Below are 17,787 nucleotides of genomic sequence, written 5' to 3'. Positions count from 1 at the left end.
TATCTATGCCATCCCGTTTGCCGGGGTCGGTTTCTACGTGCTGTTTGGCGAGATCCGTCTTGGCCGCCGCCGCGCCGAACGGGCTCAGGCCATGTACCGCCCTTACGCCATCTGGATCCGCCAGCTGGCCCGCCTCTTCCCCCAACACTGCTGCGAGGTGGGCAGCAAGGCCCAGCCGCTGCACGATCTGATCCAGAGCAGGCTGTCCATGCCCATGCTCTCCGGCAACCGGATGACGCTGCTGAGCAAGCCGGAATCCATTTTGTGCGAGATAGTGCGCGACATCCGTCAATCCTCCCAGTCCTGCTATCTGGAGTTCTACATCTGGCACCCGGGTGGCGATGTTGACGAAGTGTGCGAGGCGCTGATGGAAGTGGCGGCGCGCGGCGTAGATTGTCGTCTGCTGCTCGATTCCATGGGCAGCAAGGCCTTCTTCCGCTCGCCCTGGCCGAAGAAGTTGCGCAAAGCGGGGGTCAAGCTGGTGGAGGTGCTGCCGGTCGGCGCCTGGCGCATCCCGTTCCAGCGCCAGGATCTGCGCATGCACCGCAAGCTGGTGGTGATCGACGACAGGGTGAGTTACACCGGTTCCATGAACATGGTGGATCCCCGCTTCTTCAAGCAGAACGCCGGGGTCGGCCAGTGGGTAGACATCATGATCCGGGTGCAGGGGCCCATGGTGCCGCTGATGTGGTCCATCTTCGTCTGGGACTGGGAGATGGAGACCGGCGAGCGGCTGCTCGACAGCCTGCAGCACGAGCCCGAGGCCTGGCCCCAGAGCAACTACCGGGCCCAGCTCATTCCGTCAGGTCCCTTCGTCGGCGGCGACTGCATCCAGCAGAGCCTGTTGCTGGCCATCTATCAGGCCCGTCACCATCTGGTGCTGACCACCCCCTATTTCGTGCCGGACGATCCGCTGGCGGCGGCGCTCTCCTCGGCGGCGGCGCGCGGGGTGAAGGTGCAACTGGTGTTGCCGGCGCGCAACGACTCCCTGATGGCCAATCATGCCTGCAACGCCTTCATGGAAGAGCTGCTGGAGGCCGGGGTCGAGGTCTACCGCTACGATGCCGGGCTGCTACACACCAAGAGCGTGCTGGTGGATGACGACTTCGCCCTGGTGGGCACAGTGAATCTGGATAGGCGTAGCCTCTGGCTCAACTTCGAGGTGACCCTGCTCATCGACAACCCTGTTTTTGTCGCCGAGATGACCCGGCTGGTACAGGGCTACATGATAGAGGCGACCCCCATGTCGCTGGCCAAGTGGCGTGCCCGCCCCTGGTACAAGAAGGTGATGGAGAACATCTTTTATCTGTTCAGTCCCTTGCTGTGACAGCACATATTTGCGGCCGAGGCCGAATTGGACTTGCCTAGCCCCGATATGGCCCCGTAGAGTGCGGCAATGAGCCTTTGGAGAATCATATAAAGATGAAGAAGCGAGTAGCGCTGGCCGTCGGTGCGGCCCTGGTTGTCGGTGGATTGGGTGCCTGCTGGTACACGGGCAATACGTTCGATCGCATCATGGCCGAGCAGATTGCCAAGGTGAAGCAGGAGAGCGGCATCGAGCTGACCTGGCTGCCCGGCGCCAGCAACCTGTTCACCCGCGATGGCGTGCTGAAGGTGGTGGTCACGCCGCAGACCCTGGCCCACCTGGATGGTCAGCTGGAAGGGAGCGAGCCGGTCGGGGCGCAGTTCATCGTCAACAGCCGTATCCTGCCGCTCTATATCAAGAGCCACATGTTGCTTGATACCACACAGGGCTCGCTGGCCCCGGTATTCAGTTCGCTCAAGCTGGAGCAGTGGCAATTTGGCATAGAGTCGGTCAGTAGCCTGTGGACCGCCAGCAACAGCAGTCGCTTCTGGGCCAACGAATTCAAGGTCAAGCAGGGGCTCGACGAGTTCAGTTTCCTGCCCATGAAGGGCGACTACCACGGTGATTTGGAAGGCAATGGTCACGTCACCTTCCACTGGCAGGGCATGACGCTGCACGAAGAGCAGAGCAAGATGGACATGGTGCTGGCCGAGCTCAAGGGTAGCGCCGACATGGCCGAGATCAGCGGTATCTGGCTCTCTCCCCGCAGTAACATGTCTCTCTCCGCGCTGTCGGTACAACTGCCTGACAGCGTCAAGGTGTCACTGCAGGGGCTGACCACGGAAACCCAGCTGGCAGGGGACGATGCCCAGACCCTCTCCAGCAGCTATCGGGTGAAGCTGAACACCCTCAATCTGGAGAACGAGACCGACAACCTGGCGCTGACCCAGAGCAAGCTGGCCCTGAATCTCAAAGGACTGGATCTGGAAGGCTATCAGGCGCTGCAGGCCGCCAGTGGGCAAGGGGTGGAAGATCAAGCCATTCAGCAGGCGCTGGACAAGTTGCTCAAGCGCGGCGCGACTCTGGAGCTGGTGGAGTTGGGCGCTCAGCTCAACGGCGAGCCCGTCGCCATGAAGGGAGACGTCACGCTGGCGGCCACCTCGCTGGAGCAGCTGTTCAACAGTGAAGAGGGGATGCATGCCCTGTCCGGTCTGCTGCATGCCAACCTCAGCGGCAAGCTGGGCAAGGCGGTACCGCAACTGGCTCCCATGCTGGAACAGCTTACTGCCATGGGCTATCTCAAGGCGGACAACGCCCAGCTGACTGCCGAGCTGAGGCTCGACAAGGGTGTCATGACCATCAATGGTCTGCCGCTGTAAGCCGAGTGCAAGAAAAGGCAGTGCAGAAACAACAAAGGCTCCCGCAGGAGCCTTTGTTGTTTCTGGCGTGGTGCCAGAGGTGGGTTACTTGAACACCACCGTCTTGTTGCCGTAGACGAACACCCGCTCGTTGAGCACTAGCTCCAGTGCGCGGCTCAGCACGGATTTCTCCACGTCGCGACCGGCCTTGGCCATGTCGTCGGCACTGAAGGCGTGGCCGACATGGATCACGTCCTGCTCGACGATGGGGCCCTCATCCAGATCGTCAGTGACGAAGTGGGCGGTGGCGCCGATCAGCTTGACTCCGCGCTCGAACGCCTGGCGGTAAGGGCGGGCACCGATGAAAGCTGGCAGGAAGGAGTGATGTATGTTGAGGATCTTGCGCGGATAGGCCTCGACGAAGCTCGGCGTCAGCACCCGCATGTACTTGGCCAGGATCACGTAGTCGGGCTGATAGCCGTCGATAATGGCGCGTACTTGCTCTTCGTGTTCGGTGCGGCTCAGACCCTCGTGGCTGACGGTGTGGAATGGGATGTCGAACTTGCCGGTCAGTTCGGCGAGGGTATCGTAGTTGCCGATCACCGCCACTATGTCCATGTCCAGTGCACCGGCGTAGTTCTTCATCAGAATATCGCCGAGGCAGTGAGTCTCTTTGGTCACCAGGATGACGATGCGCTTCTTGCCCGCCTTGACCAGGCGGCGCTGGGCACCGGTGGGCAGGGCATCATCCAGATCCGCCAGCAGGGTTTCGTCGTTGAAACGCCCCTCCAGCTCGGTGCGCATGAAGAAGCGGCCGTTTTCGTTATCCACGAACTCGTCATTCTTGTTGATGTTGAGCTGGTGCTTGTAGCAGATGTTGGTGATCTTTGCGATGAGGCCCTTGGCGTCCGGACAGTCCGTCAGCAGTATTTTCTTTTCCATCTCTGTCATGATTCCGTTTGTGGTATTGGCGCCTGAGTCTGCGCAGGCTGCGCGTTTTTTCAGGCACTATGCCATAAACAAAATCAGAAAAGACAGTGCGCCGTGCGTGCGTGAGCCAAGTCGTTGGCTGTGGGTGTTGGTCGGGTCCACATTCATTCTTGATGGGTTTTGGGCTGGTATCCGGCGTTTTTTTTCTTTAGGCTATCTGCGCTTATTCTCAGGGCGGGGTGAAATTCCCCACCGGCGGTATCCCGATCTGACTCGGGGAGCCCGCGAGCGCCCGACCTTGTAACCAGGGTCGGGGTCAGCAGATCCGGTGAGATGCCGGAGCCGACGGTCATAGTCCGGATGAAAGAGGATAAGACAGATATTGCAGGCATGGCCCCGTTGGGCTGGCCGCTGCATACCTATCTCTGTCTGCCTTTCCATGCCCTGATTCTGGTCCTTGTCTTGTTTTAGGAGTCTTACCATGAATCAGTCTCTACTCAGTGAATTTGGTGATCCCCTTGCTCGCGTCGAAGCGGCGTTGGCGGCTCTGCGGGCCGGTCGTGGCGTATTGGTCGCCGACGATGAAGATCGGGAGAACGAAGGCGACCTCATCTTCGCCGCCCAATCCATGACCAATGAACAGATGGCCATGATGATCCGGGAGTGCTCCGGCATCGTCTGCCTCTGTCTGACCGACGAGCGCGTTCGTCAGCTTGAGTTGCCCATGATGGTGGAGGCGAACTCCAGCCACTATCAGACCGCCTTCACCGTCACCATAGAGGCGGCACAAGGGGTGACCACGGGCGTCTCTGCGGCCGATCGCGTCACTACCATTCGTGCGGCTATCGCCGATGGTGCCAAACCGTCCGATCTGCATTGCCCTGGCCATGTCTTCCCACTGCGGGCTCGTACCGGTGGTGTACTGACACGCCGTGGTCATACCGAAGCCACGGTTGACCTGATGCAGCTGGCTGGCCTCAAACCCTTTGGGGTCTTGTGTGAACTGACCAAGGAAGATGGGTCCATGGCTCGTCTGCCAGACCTGGTTGCCTTCGGTCGCCTGCATCAGATGCCTGTGCTGACCATCGAAGATCTGGTGCAATATCGTCAATTGTTGTCAGAACGTTCAGCTTGAGCCTCATACGAAATTGTAATAAGCCCAAAATTTGGTTACGCTTTGTGCGAACCTCATCCAGAGGCACTCATTTTTGCTTAAAGTTTGCGCATAAAGTGTGCGGCTAAAAAAAAATGAGGGTTTTAATGCATTTATCTGTGATGGGGCCTATCCAAAGTATGATTCTTTTGTGCCATAATCACGCCGCTTGCTAAACGTCTGGCGAGTTAAAGGGAGCTTTTAAAAATGAAAAAATTGTTGTTGGTAGGTGTTGTTGGTCTGTCCGCTCTGCTGGGCGGTTGTGCAAACACCAGCGAACTGGAAACCTCCGTTCAGAATCTGTCTAACAAAGTTGACCAACTGGCTCAAGATGTTAGCGCAGTTCGTGCTGATCAATCCAAGATCGCTGCTGATGTTGCAGAAGCCAAGCAAGAAGCTATGCGTGCTAACCAGCGCATCGACAACATGGCTACTTCCTACAAGAAGTAATCCATGCGAAAAAATGGCGCATTTATGCGCCATTTTTTTTGCCTGAAATTCGTCAATTCCCCGCATTGAGTCACAACTTTCTAGCCTTGCCAAGGCAATGCCGATCCCTCGGCATCCCCCCGTTTTTCATCATGTGATCATTCAGTAGAGCAGGCTGTAGAGCTTGCGACGGTAGTTCTGTGCCGCCGGATGGGCGCCCATGGTGGTCAGAATGTCGAGATAGGTCTTCTTGGCATCGCCAAAAGCCAGGTCGTGCTTGAGGATGGTGAACAGCAAGGTCAGTGCCTCTTCCTGTCGACCCGCCTGGTTGTATTGCACCGCCAGCTCCTGGGTCAGGGGGAAATTGTCAGGATCCTGCTCGTAACGTGCCTCCAGCGCCCGCAGTTCCGGGCTGTCTGCGGCCTGCAGTGCCAGCGCCAGTCGGGAGCTCAGAGTCTGATAGTGGTCATCCTGCGCGATCATGGGGATCTTGCCGAGTCGCTCCTGTGCTTCGTCCAGCAGATTGAGATCCAGCGCCGCCTGAATGAGCCACAGACTGATGTCGTGGCGCTCAGGGGCCAGCTGGTGAGCCTTGGTGAGATGGGCATAGGCCACATCCGCCTGACCGTCAGCCAGAGCCTGTTGCGCCTGCTCGAACAGCAGTTCCTCCTCCTTGGGTGCGAAGGCGGCAAAATAGTGGCGCAGGGTTGCTTCGTCCTGCGGCCCTTCCAGAATGGCCTGCTCGTCCGGGCGACCCTGATGGAAGAGTACCAGTGCAGGCAGGGCACGCAGACCAAGCTGGCTGGCCAGCGGTTGCAGCTGCGGATCGTTCATGTCGACCCTGGCCAGGGTCACCTGGGGGTTGGCCGGGCCAACCAGTGACTCCACCAGCGTGGTCATGCCCTGGCACTCGGGCATTTGGGGGGCGTGGAAATAGATGACGACCGGCTTTTTCATGGAAGCATCGATCAGCGCGGCTTGGAAGTTCTGGGGATTGATGTCGACGATCATGAGGCTGTCTCTTGGAAAATGGTGTGAGTTAACATGGGGTTGATAGGGGCGGATTTCAAGTTGTCGTCCAGCAGCCAGCCGTTGACGGCCAGGGTCGGGGCAGCGAGGCTGAGCCAGCCGCCGCTAAGGGGCCAATCCTGTACCTGGTAATCGTGTTCATCGAGCCTGTTATCGAGCCGCCACTCCTGCTGCGGCACAAAGCATATCTTGTCGAGCCCGGCGGCAATGCCGGCACCATGGGCCTTCAACACCGCCTCCTTGCGTGACCAGAGCCGATAGAAGGCGCTTTCCTGTTCTTCAGCCGGCAGGGCGGCGAGCCACTCGTATTCACTGGTTGCATAGAAGCGTCTGGCCAGTGGCAGGGTTTGGCGGCGACGCTGGCCCAACTCTACATCTACCCCAAGTGGCCCCTTGGCACAGAGTGCGATCACCAGCCAGTCGCCACTGTGGCTGAGGTTGAACTGCCAGCGCTGGTCGCTCAGCTCGGGTTTGCCGTGGGGATTGGTGCAAAACAGCAGCTCGCTGGCCTGGCACCGCAGGCGATCGGCCAGCAGGCACCTGAGCAGCACTCGGCTGACCAGGAACTCCTGGCGGCGTCCTTGGTGGTGGATCCCCTGCCACTGTTGCCGCTCTGTCGGGGAGAGTGCGTCCGGCAGCAGAGCCAACTGGTCGACGCTGACCTTTGCCGGTTTTAACAAGTAGAGATCCACAGCGATCATAATTTTTCACTTTAAAAGAGGGATGAAACAGCGATAAGAGTCAGTTTAATCGAGCAAGGACGGTCGCTTTCGAGATTGTATATTGTTTGGGCATGCTCACATTAATCACGGTAAATAATGCATTTACTTGCAAAAATGTGATCTCGATTGGGATTTTCACTTGCCTCAATAGGATTCTTGGATATAGTCAAGTGCTGTTGCCTTATAAATTGCCCTTTGGGGCCGTATTTTAACAAGTTTTACTATTTTTGCGGGGATAAAGGATTGCGCCACCTGATACTGCTGCTGGTCGCGCTCGGAATGGTGGGTTGTGCTTCGGCACCCCAGCCCGAGGTCGCGAGCAAGATTGAAGTTTCCATGATGGAACCCATTATTGAACCGGAAGCTTCGCAAACACCCGATGTGAATGAAATCCTGACAGTATATAAAGAGTGGCGTGGTGTTCCTTACCGTATGGGGGGCAGCAGCCAGCGAGGCATAGATTGCTCCGCCTTTGCCCGTGAAGTGTTCCGCAATGCCGTCGGTGTCGAATTACCCCGTGACACCCGCTCCCAAGTCCATGAAGGGACTCGTGTTTCCAAGCAAGATCTGGTCGAGGGGGACTTGGTGTTCTTCAAGATCAATCGTCGTCTCAATCATGTCGGTATCTACGTAGGCAATGGTGAATTCATCCACGCCTCGACCCGTGCCGGAGTGACGCGCTCCAAGCTGAATAGCTCCTATTGGCGCAGCAAGTTTTGGCAAGCACGCCGGATCGACATCTGAGTCAGGCTGGATAAGCGGCTCGCAGTACGGACTGTTTTTCCAACCTCACTTGAACCGGGCACCTGAAGCCCGGTTTTTTGTGGCTGTGATTTAGACTTTCCGGGGCCAAATCACTATAGTGTGGGCCCGTTTTCCCTCGGCAGGCCCAGCATGAAGACCCCCTCCCACCGTAAATCCGGATTGCATCCACGCAATCGCCATCAGGCTCCCTATGATTTCGATGCGCTCTGCCAGCGTACCCCCGAGTTGCGACCCTTGGTATTCGTCAATGAGCACGGTACCCAGACCCTGGATTTTGCTGATCCTGCCGCCGTCAAGGCGCTGAACAAGGCCTTGCTGGCACTGCACTACGGTATCCAGCACTGGGATCTGCCTGCGGGTTATCTTTGCCCACCGATCCCGGGGCGGGTGGACTATCTGCATCGGGTGGCGGATCTGCTGGCCGAGAGTGCGGGACGCGTACCGACCGGCAAGGGGATACGAGTGCTGGATATTGGGGTGGGGGCGAACTGCATCTACCCGCTGCTGGGGGCGCGCGAATATGGCTGGCGCTTCGTCGGGTCGGATATCGATCCTGTCTCGGTCAAGGCGGCTAACCTGCTGGCCAAGAGCAACGGGCTGGGTGGACAGGTCGAGTGCCGCCATCAGGGCAATGCCAAACATGTCTTTCACGGCATCATAAGCCCGCAGGAGCGCTTCGCCCTGACCCTGTGCAACCCGCCGTTTCATGGCTCGCTCGATGAGGCGAGCAAGGGCAGCGAGCGCAAGCTGCGCAACCTAGGCAAAGCCGTTAAGGGGGGTCCTGTGCTCAATTTCGGCGGCCAGAAGGCCGAGCTCTGGTGCGAAGGGGGAGAGGCCGCGTTTCTCGCCACCATGATTGCCCAGAGCAAGGAGTTCGCCAGCCAGTGTCTCTGGTTCAGCTCGCTGGTGTCGAAGAAGGAGAACTTGCCGGCTGCGAAGAAGGCGCTGGCCCAGGTCGGTGCTCGTCAGGTGCGGGTGATCGACATGGCGCAGGGCAACAAGGTGAGCAGGATCCTGGCCTGGTGTTTTCTGGATGAGGCCACCTGTAAGCAATGGTGGCAACCGGCACCGCATGACGACGCCTGACGGGCCAAGCAAGGTATCGACAGAGGCTCTCAGATGGCATTCCCCCGGTTTCGGCCCCTGTTTGTGTGGGGATCATGGCCGCTTGACGCTGGCCATGGTAATCGTTTTTCTCCTTGTGCCATCAGGCTTGCAGCCAACAGGTTAGTGACCACTTCTGCTCGTGGTACAGCTGTACGCTGAGATTTTTTTGCACTTGCTGTTGAAACTTTCATAAAATGGGACTGGTTAGACCTCTTTACAGGCTTTGAATCGAATAGGGATCGGTAGATGAAAGTTGTCGATTTTCTGAAGCGCAAGCGTGAAATTCTGGCGCAGCACCCCTTTGAGCTCAAGGATTGGCTCTCTCCGGCGATCCGTGACTACTGGCGTGAGTTTCAGCAAAAGGCACACCTTCACCCTCTGCTGGGTCGTGTGCTGGACCTGCACGCTGATAGTCAGTCCGTGCAGCGGCAAGCGGGCGTGGCACAGGTTGCCAACGGCCAGCCCCTGCAGGCGGATGAGCCGGCAGTTGAGCTTAATGGTGAGGCGGCTGCCCTGTTTGCCACTCTGCAGCCCAGCATAGGCGCTGAGACCCACGTGGGTGAATGGTTGCTGGTGAGTCAGCAGATGATCAATGCATTTGCCGTCGTGACCGGCGACAACCAGTGGATCCATACCAACCCTGAACGTGCCGCTGCCGAGTCGCCGTTCAAGACCACCATAGCCCATGGCTTTTTGACCCTGGCGCTGCTGCCACGGTTGACGGGTAGCATCAACGAGGCGACGCCCGAGTTTCCGGATGCTCGCATGGTGGTGAACTTTGGGCTGGACCAGGTGCGTTTTCCGTATCCTATCAAGGTGGACAGCAATATCCGCGCACGCACCAAATTGCTGCGAGTGACTCCCATCAAGGGGGGGCTTGAGCTGCTCAAGGAGATCAAGGTCGAGATCGAAGGCATTCGTCGTCCCGGCTGTGTCATTGAATCTGTCACCCGGATCTACTTCTGATGTCGTGATGGTTGTCGCCCGGTGGCATGAATCGTATTGAAATTAAACAGGCTCACCCAGGTGAGCCTGTTTAATTTATGGCGTTATGGTGCTTGTCAGTGGCACAGATCCTTGTTCAGGAATGGCTTGCCCTGATGTCTAGAAGCTGGCCCCCAGGCTTATCAGATGGCGCCACTCCTTACCTGCCAGCTGTTGGTGAATATCTTGGTCATCCAACCGGGCATCTTCCCAGTCGAGCTCGCTCGACCAGGAGAGGCGCAAGTGATCGTTGAAGTAGTAGCGCAGGCCCAGACTCCCCTGAATGGATTGCTCCCTTGTTACATAAGGAGAGGGCTGGGCCAGGTAGCGCTTGTAGCCCCCCTTGCTGAATATCTCTATGCTCTCTGACCACAAGATGACCGGCTGTCGGTAATCCCAGCCTAAATTGAGGAGGGGATAGTTGATGATCCTGTCATCAAAGATGTCGGCGATGATGGACTCATCGTAGGCCGCAGGTCTGAGATATGTGCGCTCGAGACCTACCTGGGTGATGAGCTCAAGGCGCCGTTTCTTGTCGTTCCAGAACCTGTAACCCGGGCCCGAGGCATAACTCAGGTTCAGGTAGTTAGCGTCGAGCATCTGATAGTCATAGTCGATGGAAGAGCGCACGAACCAGTGCTGGTCAAAGAAGAAGTCCAGCATGGGCTTGAGTTGATACTCATGTTTGTTGGTGACGTTGTTGGCCGTTTCGTAGATGTACTCCCCATTCAGGCTGTATCGCCAGTCGAGATTGGCGACCTCTGTCTCGGCCTTCAGGTTGACGTTGTTGGTCTGCTTCTCATTGTGCCTTAGCCTCACGTTCAGATCGCTGCTGCCGGTCCACAGCCAGGCGCGCTTGTCATCCTGCGTGGTAAGGGCGCGCAGGGTAATGCCGGTCTTCACCGTCGGTTTTGGCTTGTCCTGCTTCTCGATACGCCAGCGTTTGACCGCCTCGCGCTTGACCGTCACCGGTGAACTGTAGGGCAGTGCTATGCGCACCTGTTCATCCGTGATCTCCTCTATGGTGCCGGTCAGCCGGTCACCGTTGTCCATCCAGAGGATGTCGGCCAGCGCCACCGGGCTGAGCAAGATGGCGAGCAAGAACCAGACGCGGTATTTCATGGAAAATCCTTCATGAACACAGGGTTGCCGTTAACCGCTGACGGGGTGTGGAACGCCGTTTTTATTGTTCAGCACGGCAGCGACCTTGTCACCGTCGATCTCGGGCATGGCGATAAAGGTTTCCACCGCGGCTGAGAGGATCAGGGGGGCACCCTGCTCCAGCTCCAGTTCAGTGCGAGAGAGGGGGGAGTGGACCTCCAGCCAGTGGCGGCCATCGGGCTCGCTGGCCGTCTTGACCGGCTGGTTGATCACCCGTACCTGGGTGCCGAGGGGGACTATTTTGAACAGGGCCTCGATATCATCGGGGCGCAGGCGAATGCAGCCTGCACTGACCCTCAGCCCGACGCCAAACTCCTTGTTGGTGCCATGAATGAGGTAGTCCTGCTTGCCGTAACCCAGGCGCATGGCAAACTTGCCGAGGGGATTGTCCGGGCCTGGCGGCACGACCGCGGGCAGGGTGATGCCCTTCTGCTCCAGCCAGGATTTGCGCACCATGGGGCCGGGTACCCAAGTCGGGTTGGGGTTCTTGGCGATCACCGTCGTGGTCATCTCAGGGGTTTCCCGTCCTATGTCGCCAATGCCGATGGGCAAAACGATCACCTCATTTTTCCCCTTGGGGAAGTAGTAGAGACGCAGTTCGGGCAGGTTGATGACGATCCCCTCTCTTGGCACATCCGGCAGCAACATCTGGGTCGGCAGGGTCAAGCGAGTGCCTGTCTTGGGCAAATAGGGATCAACCCCGGGATTTGCCTCGAGCAGTGCCAAAAAACCAATCTGGGTGTGCTTGCCGATCAGTTCAAGGTGCTCACCCGGCTGGACTATGTAGTCCTCCAGCTCGCCAATCAAGCGGCTGCCAGCCGGTGGCAAGGTATAGGTCGTAGCCCAGGTTGGCGCGCTCCAGAGGCTGGCTGTCATTAGCAGCAGTGAGACGATTCGTGCATTGAACATGGTACTTCCTGTCAAATAGCGTGAGGGCCGGTCACTGCCAGCCCTGAAAAAAGAGATGAAATTGTCAACCAATCCACTCCCGATTACCAGCCCGTCCCACAAGGGTTACAGGGGAGTCTTGTCTCAGAAAATGGTCCTTTTAACGACATCCCCCTTTTTTAATACAGTGCCAGATAACCTTGGCTGAACGCTGTCCGTGATGGAAAATACCGCAACCTGTCACCCACAAACAGGCCTGTTGTGGGGGAGTCATCACACTTACCAAGCTGTCTAAGGGACTGGACCCGGTGCGCTGAGGCCAAAGCGCCGTCGAAATACCACGTGCAGGCCCCACGGTAGAAACAGTGTTGCTTGCCTGTTTTATAGGCAGTCATTTGATCTTTAAAGAGATTCTGGTTGATTTACCAGACCGGGTTCGGTAAGAATGAAGCCTTGCGGAGAGATGCCGGAGTGGCCGAACGGGATTGACTCGAAATCAATTGTGGTAGCAATACCACCCAGGGTTCGAATCCCTGTCTCTCCGCCATCTTAAAGGCCCAACCTATTGAAAAGGTTGGGTTTTTTATTTTAGTGGCTTTTTCGGTATGCCAGTGAGTATGCCATTAGGTGTTGGCTGTCCTGCTCCTCGATAGCATCTCTTTGGACAGGTCATCGTCATTACTCCTTCAGTTTAACCAAAGCAAGAGAGGGCCATTGGCCCTCTCTTGCTATCTATTTTGTTGGTCAGTGCAAACAGCACTGTTTGTACTTCTTGCCGCTGCCACAGGGGCACGGCTCGTTGCGGCCAATCTTGATGGGTGCCACCACTGGTTGAGAACGTACCGCTCGCTCGCCACGTTGTGCCAGAAAGTAGGCATGTAGAATACGTGCGGCAAAGCGAGCCTTGGTGGTTTGCTCTTGCAGATGTTCATTGCTGTACGCTTCCAGCGACGTAGGCATCTTCTCCAGCGGTTCAGCTATCATCGCCAGTGCAGCAGCTTCTGGCGCCGGTAGCGTGGGCCATGGCGCCAGCTCAAGACCTCCCAGGTAACCACCACACCAGTCGTGGATCAGAGGAACCCACTCACCATGTCGCTCAAATTCAGGCGCGACCGGGAAATAGTCTTCTGCCGCATAGGTCAGGGTGGTCGCAATGTCGTTGCTGTGGCGTATTACCAAGTCGATAAAGCGTTCCAGTTCGGCTTCGCTTTGCCACTCGGGTTGATCCTGCTCGCCACCCCAAATTGCAGGGAGCCAAGTGCTCGGCATGATGAGGTAGGGGCCAGAGACCACTGCCGTCAAAAAGCCATCGAGCATCGACATCGAGGCAATGCTGTTCTCACTGCCGTAGTGCTCCAACAGCGCCTCCAGCTCATCGAGCTCTTCATCACTCAAGATTTCAAAAGGTTGCATTACCCCCCCACCATCCTCTGTGCACTTTGCATCCAGGATGCCTTGAACGCCGGATCATTAGCGAACAGCTTATAAAGCTCCAGCTCGTCTTTTCTTCGTGCCAGCATGACTTCTCTCATGATCTTCTCGAAGGCCAGCTCGCGGTTAATTGGATCAGTATTGTTTTGATACTTTGATTCAAAGTCTGGGTGCTTCTTCACGCTATCGAGGATATTAACGAACTTCACCCGCTGCAGGTCGTAGGAAGAGAGATCCACTGACTCGAGCAACTCATCAAGCAGGTCGGCATCCGGGTCCTGTACCTTGAGTTTGGGGATCAGGAACTTGAGGAACCAGAATAGCTTCTCCCAGGTCAGCATGTCGTAAGGCATGATGGCGGCCATCTGGCCGTAGATCTTCACGAACTGCTTGGCCTTGATCTTGATGTCGGCCTTCTCTTCGTTACTCAGCTCCAGCTCATGGTTGAAACGGTCAGCGGCCACATCGATGATAGCGCTGAGCAGTTGAGCATCTTCGTTATTGAAGTAGCGGGCAACAAACTCCTCAACCTCGAACCATTCATAGACACCGGTATCGTCCAGCGCATCCTTGAGCTCATGCAGCACATTGATGTCGGTGGCGCCAGAGAGTGAGGTCGCTGTGTAGAAGGGATCGAACGATGCCTTGATCTCTTCAACCGGATTGACGAAATCGAGAATAAAGAGGTCTTCGGTCTTCTTGCCCCATTTGGGCGCAGCTCGGTTAAGGCGGGATAGCGCCTGCACGCACAGAACACCGTTCAGCTTTTTGTCGACATACATGGCGCATAGCTTGGGTTGATCGAAACCGGTCAGGTATTTGTTGGCCACGATCAGCAGGCGATATTAGTTGGTATCAAACTTGTCGCGGGTATCGCCCTCGGCAAAGCCGTTTAATTCAGCCTCGGTGTACTCAATGCCATCCACCTCCTTGCTGCCGGAGAAGGTAATCAGCACCTTGAACGGGTTCCCCATAGCCTCCAGCTGGCGGGTGATAGCCTTGTAATAGCGGATAGCAGAGACGATGTTCTGCGTCACCACCATCTCCTTGCCTTTGCCTTTGCCTTTGCCTTTGCCTTTGCCTTTGCCTTTGCCTTTGCCCTTGAGCTTCTTGGCATTCACCACATGGGGGATGAAGTGTTCGAGCATGATTTCGGCCTTGACGTCGATCGTCTCCTGACTGCCTTCCACATAAGCCCGCAGCTTCTTCTGTGCCTTCTTGCTGTCAAACAGTCGGTTCTCTTAGATGGACTTGCTGATCTCGTAGTAGCTGCGATAGGTGGTGTAGTTGGCCACCACATCGAGGATAAAGCCCTCCTCGATGGCCTGCTTCATTGAATAGAGGTGAAACGGCTGGAAGGTGCCATCCGGCTGCAACTGGCAGAACTTCTCCAACGTGGTGCTATTTGGTGTGGCGGTAAAGGCGAAATAGGAGGCGTTGCCACGCATCTTGCGCGAGCGCATGGCCTGCAGGCTCAAGTCCTGAGTGTTGACCCTGACATTCAATCATATCCTGAATCCCTTTTCTCGCTGGGCTGAACAGATGATATTGAATTTGGCCCGATCACTCAGTCCAGAAAAGTCGGAGAAGGTTTAAAATCAATTGGGGAGCAACTAGCCCCCCAATTTTTAATGAAAACGCTTAGTTGACACTCTTTGTCCATTCAAGCCCTAATAAAAAATTGCCGTTGGTATTGACACATACGTCGACACTTGCCCCTGTTAGTCGAGCTGTTTTAGCTATATCATATAACATTCCAGCATTATTATCGGCTTTAACACCATACCAATTCATTGTTGATTTACTCGTGCGAATATTGAATTCGCTGCTTATAGTATTGTAGTTGTAATTTTGGATTGTTACATTCTGGAGTAATGTATACTTTCGGCAGGCGTCGGCTAAGCCTTGACCTGCAAATGATGAGGTGGTAAAAAAAAGAGTTGAAAATAAAATGGAGTATGTTGCTTTTTTCATATTGATATCACCTTTACATATGTACATAAGAGTCGTTCATTAGTAACGTATTGGCCTTGTATGGCTCAATAAACTTGCACTCATCTGAGATGGCTTTTCTGAATTGACTATTTGTGTTAAAACAAGACAGCGTTGCAGCCATACAAGTACTAACAAGAGGTCTTATCTCTGCTAGCAAGTTTACGGTTCCATTAGCATTGGTTGCTGTTTGTGAACCATAGGGGGATGCGTTTACTTCAGGCCTGGTATTTCTGTCATAATGAGGGTTTGGAGTTATTGGTGGTGTGCTGCTTCCCGTATACACCCTAACTCCTTGTATGGTTGTATTAGGTATTGAATTATGTGCAATCCACTCAGATTGAGTTCTAGCATTTTCAATCCCAGCAGTATACCCAGCATACTCTAAAGAACTTACCATATTATACATGTTTGAACTTGATATGATTATATAAACATAAACTGGCGAAGAAGTCTGTGAATAAATCCTTCTTGCATAGTTTCCTGCATACTCTGGGTCTGAACTCGTTGAGATAAACGCGCTATTTTCAGCTCGACCTACACAGCTTACTCCTCTAGAATGGTCTCTAACGCTATCGTTTTCTCCAAAAGAGTCAAAACCATTAGAAAATATTTCATCTGGACTTCTTGTATCGACTCGGTACAGAACTCCTGAGTTAGGGATATTATTTGCGAAGGAAAAAGATGTGCTAGATATAAATAAAATGCTTAAAACTAAAAATAAGTAGCTTGTTTTCCCTATCTTTAAATTGATTAGCGTGTATAGAATTAGTGGAAGCATTTTATGCTGACCAGTGAATGATATACCTCTCTTCATACTAACAGCCCCTTGGTTTTAAGGTCTTTACATTTACATAAAGCATGTCAAGTCTAGCTTTTGAAATTAGCCAACCATGATAAATGCAAGCTTGTTTTTAATTAATTAAAACCCGATTTATCACAGTTCAGAATGTGCCATTAATGATGACAATGTATATGATGGTGATGGCAGGATAGCTGAGTTATTGGGCATCTCGTTATTGATATTTGCCATCGAAGATCCCATTATTAGAATTGGAGATATATTTATCGGATAAGGTAATCCATATGTGAATGGGTCTTCGTTAGAGTGTGTTGTATCTGGTGCGTAGTTTGGATTTTCTTCTACTCGAGTGATTAAGCTACCATTATCCGCCCTTGATGTAATCGTAACTGATTGTATTAATTGAGCGGGAATGTGTTGATATGCTGAGTATTCCTGCTCTGCAGCTAACGTAGCTCTTGTCAATTCAGGAACACGAACTCCAGCAGTATCATACACATGATACATAGAGTCTAGTGCGGAGTAGAAGTTGTTTGTTGCTCTAATACTATAGGTATAAGAGGTTCTATCTTCAGAAACATTTAATAGATCAATCGCAAATCGATTGGCAGAATTTGAACTTGAGGTAGTAGGAATGAATGCTGAATCTCTGCTACCTCTTCTACCTGAAATGCCAAGTACATGTGAATTGAAGTTTATATTTGTTCCCCAAGCGTGAAATCCATTTGAAAATACATCAGATGGGGCCCTTGAATCTGCTCTGTATACGATTGAGACAGGCCTTGAAAAAGCAATGTCGTTGAAGGTGAAACACGCAAGAAAAGTGAAAAGCTTAACTGAAAGTTTCATAGCTACCACCAAGTTAAATATAAAGTTCTAATATAGATAAAATCATTGGATTTATATCTAAAATAATTATTTCCATGACTAAAAACTATACAGAGATTTAGATGGGAACCAAAGGATTTTATCGAGCCTCATGTTATTGTGTGATGAATTACACACAATTCAATTAAATATCGATTGATTTTGTAAGAAAATATTTCTGACAACCTTTCTAGGGAAGGTGCGAACCAGTCCCTGATGTGAGATTATGAGCCCCATTTGGCGTCATGGATGAGGTGCAGCATTAGTCACCAGTTCACCTTCGCGGACTGCGAGCTCAATGGCAAACGCCGCAAAACCCGCAAAGAGATATTCTTGGCTCGCATGGAGGCTGTGCTCCCATGGCCAAGAATGCTGGGGGTCATCGAACCCGTCTATCCCAAGGCGGGTAACAGGCGTCGTCCCTATCCACTCGACACCATGCTGCGCATTCACTGTATGCAGCAGTGGTACAGCCTTAGCGATGGCTCCATGGAGGATGCACTCTACGAGATTGCCTTGACACGTCTGTTTGCCAAACTCTCCTTGGACCAAGCCATCCCCGACCGCACCACCATCATGAACTTCCGCCATCTGCTGGAGCAGCACCTGCTGGCTCGTCAGCTTTTCGACGCCGTCAACCAGTGCTCTGCGAGGCTGGCATCATGATGAAGCACGGCTCGCTGGTCGATGCCACCATCATCGAAGCCCCCAACTCCACGAAGAACAAGCGTGGAGAACGTGACCCCGAGATGCACCAGTCCAAGAAAGGCAATCAGTGGTATTTCGGCATGAAGGCCCATATCGGCGTCGATGGGCGTTGTTTCCCAAATCAACCATCAAGCCACAACTGCCCCAGCCCCAAG

Annotated in this window: 19 protein-coding genes, 1 tRNA gene, 1 pseudogene and 1 riboswitch; of the genes and pseudogenes, 9 read left to right on the top strand and 12 right to left on the bottom strand. The window is 54.3% G+C overall.

The genetic code is table 11. From position 1 onward, the window contains the following. Both cls and AAC083_RS19275 read left to right on the top strand, forming a co-directional pair. The coding region (gene cls, locus AAC083_RS19280) for a cardiolipin synthase (protein WP_258224778.1) at window positions 1–1,327 on the top strand (1,327 nt) is incomplete at its 5' end. 95 nt (window positions 1,328–1,422) lie between these two features. Next, on the top strand, window positions 1,423–2,685 hold the full coding sequence (locus AAC083_RS19275) for a DUF945 family protein (RefSeq protein WP_108537456.1): 1,263 nt from the start codon (window positions 1,423–1,425) through the stop codon (window positions 2,683–2,685). 84 nt (window positions 2,686–2,769) lie between these two features. Here the strand turns inward: AAC083_RS19275 and purU are convergent, their stop codons facing one another. Further along, window positions 2,770–3,606 carry a formyltetrahydrofolate deformylase gene (purU, locus tag AAC083_RS19270; protein ID WP_108537455.1) on the bottom strand — a complete coding sequence of 279 codons (837 nt, stop codon included), beginning with the start codon at window positions 3,604–3,606 and terminating at the stop codon, window positions 2,770–2,772. 209 nt (window positions 3,607–3,815) lie between these two features. Beyond that, window positions 3,816–3,970: riboswitch (FMN riboswitch) on the top strand. 105 nt (window positions 3,971–4,075) lie between these two features. On the opposite strand from purU, the gene ribB reads away from it, so the two are divergent. Together ribB and AAC083_RS19260 are read left to right on the top strand one after the other, a co-directional pair. After that, on the top strand, window positions 4,076–4,729 hold the full coding sequence (gene ribB, locus AAC083_RS19265) for a 3,4-dihydroxy-2-butanone-4-phosphate synthase (protein WP_042038304.1): 654 nt from the start codon (window positions 4,076–4,078) through the stop codon (window positions 4,727–4,729). 225 nt (window positions 4,730–4,954) lie between these two features. Further along, window positions 4,955–5,197, top strand: coding sequence for an Lpp/OprI family alanine-zipper lipoprotein (locus AAC083_RS19260; protein WP_005334342.1), 243 nt, complete (start codon window positions 4,955–4,957; stop codon window positions 5,195–5,197). Between the two features lie 141 nt (window positions 5,198–5,338). Here AAC083_RS19260 and AAC083_RS19255 read toward each other — a convergent pair whose 3' ends face one another. Together AAC083_RS19255 and AAC083_RS19250 are read right to left on the bottom strand one after the other, a co-directional pair. Then, entirely contained in the window at window positions 5,339–6,187 is an 849-nt protein-coding gene (locus AAC083_RS19255) for a tetratricopeptide repeat protein (protein WP_042038305.1), read from the bottom strand. Beyond that, complete coding sequence (locus tag AAC083_RS19250) at window positions 6,184–6,906, bottom strand: 4'-phosphopantetheinyl transferase family protein (RefSeq protein WP_108537454.1); 723 nt, start codon at window positions 6,904–6,906, stop codon at window positions 6,184–6,186. The genes AAC083_RS19255 and AAC083_RS19250 overlap by 4 nt, the downstream gene beginning before the upstream one ends. A 300-nt stretch (window positions 6,907–7,206) precedes the next feature. On the opposite strand from AAC083_RS19250, the gene AAC083_RS19245 reads away from it, so the two are divergent. The 3 genes from AAC083_RS19245 (at window position 7,207) to AAC083_RS19235 (ending at window position 9,765) form a co-directional block, all read left to right on the top strand. After that, window positions 7,207–7,671, top strand: coding sequence for a C40 family peptidase (locus AAC083_RS19245; protein WP_042038374.1), 465 nt, complete (start codon window positions 7,207–7,209; stop codon window positions 7,669–7,671). 150 nt (window positions 7,672–7,821) lie between these two features. Next, window positions 7,822–8,778: a 23S rRNA (adenine(1618)-N(6))-methyltransferase RlmF gene (rlmF, locus tag AAC083_RS19240; protein ID WP_108537452.1), complete on the top strand. Its 957-nt coding sequence runs from the start codon at window positions 7,822–7,824 to the stop codon at window positions 8,776–8,778. A gap of 267 nt (window positions 8,779–9,045) precedes the next feature. Then, the gene (locus tag AAC083_RS19235; RefSeq protein ID WP_108537451.1) at window positions 9,046–9,765 is read left to right on the top strand and encodes a MaoC family dehydratase; all 720 of its coding nucleotides are present in this window, start codon (window positions 9,046–9,048) and stop codon (window positions 9,763–9,765) included. Between the two features lie 138 nt (window positions 9,766–9,903). Here the strand turns inward: AAC083_RS19235 and AAC083_RS19230 are convergent, their stop codons facing one another. Both AAC083_RS19230 and AAC083_RS19225 read right to left on the bottom strand, forming a co-directional pair. Continuing rightward, window positions 9,904–10,905 (bottom strand): DUF481 domain-containing protein, encoded by a 1,002-nt coding sequence (locus tag AAC083_RS19230; protein WP_108537450.1) that lies wholly within the window; start codon window positions 10,903–10,905, stop codon window positions 9,904–9,906. Window positions 10,906–10,935: 30 nt separating this feature from the next. Further along, window positions 10,936–11,853: a L,D-transpeptidase family protein gene (locus tag AAC083_RS19225; protein WP_108537449.1), complete on the bottom strand. Its 918-nt coding sequence runs from the start codon at window positions 11,851–11,853 to the stop codon at window positions 10,936–10,938. Window positions 11,854–12,289: 436 nt separating this feature from the next. Here AAC083_RS19225 and AAC083_RS19220 point away from each other — a divergent pair. Beyond that, window positions 12,290–12,379, top strand: a tRNA-Ser gene (locus AAC083_RS19220). Window positions 12,380–12,576: 197 nt separating this feature from the next. Here AAC083_RS19220 and AAC083_RS19215 read toward each other — a convergent pair. From AAC083_RS19215 to AAC083_RS19185, 7 genes are all read right to left on the bottom strand, one after another. After that, entirely contained in the window at window positions 12,577–13,245 is a 669-nt protein-coding gene (locus AAC083_RS19215) for a UPF0149 family protein (RefSeq protein ID WP_108537448.1), read from the bottom strand. Then, a complete protein-coding gene (locus AAC083_RS19210) occupies window positions 13,245–14,093 on the bottom strand; it encodes a type I restriction enzyme subunit R domain-containing protein (protein WP_258224777.1) in 849 nt (282 codons plus the stop codon). The genes AAC083_RS19215 and AAC083_RS19210 overlap by 1 nt, the downstream gene beginning before the upstream one ends. Window positions 14,094–14,108: 15 nt before the next feature. Further along, window positions 14,109–14,453 (bottom strand): hypothetical protein, encoded by a 345-nt coding sequence (locus AAC083_RS19205; RefSeq protein WP_258224776.1) that lies wholly within the window; start codon window positions 14,451–14,453, stop codon window positions 14,109–14,111. Window positions 14,454–14,504: 51 nt separating this feature from the next. Further along, window positions 14,505–14,768, bottom strand: coding sequence for a hypothetical protein (locus AAC083_RS19200; protein WP_258224775.1), 264 nt, complete (start codon window positions 14,766–14,768; stop codon window positions 14,505–14,507). A 136-nt stretch (window positions 14,769–14,904) separates the two neighbouring features. Next, window positions 14,905–15,237, bottom strand: coding sequence for a hypothetical protein (locus AAC083_RS19195; protein WP_146181741.1), 333 nt, complete (start codon window positions 15,235–15,237; stop codon window positions 14,905–14,907). A 13-nt stretch (window positions 15,238–15,250) separates the two neighbouring features. Next, window positions 15,251–16,072: an enterotoxin A family protein gene (locus AAC083_RS19190; protein WP_108537447.1), complete on the bottom strand. Its 822-nt coding sequence runs from the start codon at window positions 16,070–16,072 to the stop codon at window positions 15,251–15,253. Between the two features lie 120 nt (window positions 16,073–16,192). Further along, the gene (locus tag AAC083_RS19185) at window positions 16,193–16,906 is read right to left on the bottom strand and encodes a scabin-related ADP-ribosyltransferase (protein ID WP_108537459.1); all 714 of its coding nucleotides are present in this window, start codon (window positions 16,904–16,906) and stop codon (window positions 16,193–16,195) included. 279 nt (window positions 16,907–17,185) lie between these two features. Here AAC083_RS19185 and AAC083_RS19180 point away from each other — a divergent pair. Then, window positions 17,186–17,787, top strand: a pseudogene (locus AAC083_RS19180) (IS5 family transposase); the annotation flags it as partial.

Source organism: Aeromonas sp. HMWF014, assembly GCF_963878295.1.
GTDB classification, from domain to species: Bacteria; Pseudomonadota; Gammaproteobacteria; order Enterobacterales; family Aeromonadaceae; genus Aeromonas; species Aeromonas popoffii.
The sequence above is the reverse complement of the archived record's forward strand: the minus strand, read 5'-3'. Positions and strand labels throughout refer to the sequence as shown.